This window comes from Staphylococcus sp. MB377, assembly GCF_001922505.1.
Lineage (GTDB): Bacteria > Bacillota > Bacilli > Staphylococcales > Staphylococcaceae > Staphylococcus > Staphylococcus haemolyticus.
This window is the reverse complement of record NZ_MAON01000045.1, coordinates 1-1,272: the sequence shown is the minus strand read 5'-3', so window position 1 is coordinate 1,272 and position 1,272 is coordinate 1. Positions and strand designations below refer to the sequence as shown.

1 protein-coding gene is annotated in these 1,272 nt (G+C 38.0%); it reads left to right on the top strand.

Annotated features, from left to right (window positions below):
• A partial coding sequence (locus BB045_RS12230) for a hypothetical protein (RefSeq protein ID WP_075140695.1) occupies positions 1-209 on the top strand: 209 nt, incomplete at its 5' end.
• Between the last annotated feature and the right edge of the window lie 1,063 nt (positions 210-1,272).

Sequence of the window (1,272 nt, the reverse complement as noted above, 5' to 3'; positions counted from 1 at the left end):
CTAACCAAGTAAGTAGTAAATCTCTTATTTATTCTTCTATCTTAGTAAGTCATTCCCCCCGGGTCTTAAACAATCTCATGTTTTTCATCATTTCTTCGAATTTAATATTGACTGAAGGTCTTGAGGGTTTTTATCATTTGGGAACGATTATGGAACAAGGCTGGAAGGCAGATTTATCCCCTACTTTGAAAGATCACAAAAAAAAGTAATCGATCAAAATAGATGGATAAGCGTCTTAGTTTTCGCCATGCGGTCACTTATAAGGTATCCGTATGTATAGACCCTGTTCACTCAGCGATTTTCACCGCATACATCCTTTTTCTATGGCTTGTCCTTGTAATATCGTCCCTACACGACAAGCTGAATGTACTCCCTAGCACCGTAATGCTAACGATAACCACCCGAACCTTTTAGGGATTCGTCCCTGGGCACGTTCTCGCCCACCCTCACCAGAAGAACAGGATTCCAATGAGAGGTGCTGTTTTTGTAGGCGCATACTTTGTACCCCCTGCACGACCAACAGCTAGCCACGCACGTAACACGTTCCTCCTATATGTATAGCAGCACGGAATTACGGCTTATCAGTTTTTATTTACGTGGTATCAGGCAATTCCACGCGAACAAAAAACAAAAAGGCATCTCCAATTCCTAAATGGCCTGTACATTCACAAGACCTCTAGGCTTAGAGATGCCCTATATATATCTTTTGACTGCAAAAAATACAATTCTAGCATTTACTAGTTGAATTTTAGCTGAATCATAGATAAAATGGGTATATCAAATAAGCCTAGTCGAAAGGCATAATTGTTTAAGGATAGTGGTGGTACACTACTTAAACCGAATTCCTGCATGGTTACAGGTCATGTCTAGTAAGTGTTGGTAGCAATTACTAGAGCTGAGTCATTCCCACAACGGTTGGTAGCCGTTAGCATATGGGAGTGGCTTTTTATTTTGTGTTCATATTCAATTGTTTTTAAGTTTGTTCTATCGATCTTCTTGCTCTTCATTTATGTAAACTATCAAATTATGTTTTGTTTTGTAGAATGGTGCTTGTTGTTTACTACGTTACAACAAGCATTATCCTTTGTAAACAGCGAATTTGCGCACTTTCTGAATAATATCCCTATTTCCCTATTTCCCTATTTCCACTTATAGATATAGGGATATTTCCCCTTTTCCCTATATCTATATTTCCCTATTTTCGTTATTTTTGCGTCTACTATCTCTTCTAAAAAATTTCATATTTATTACTTAACTCTCTCCATTTCATAC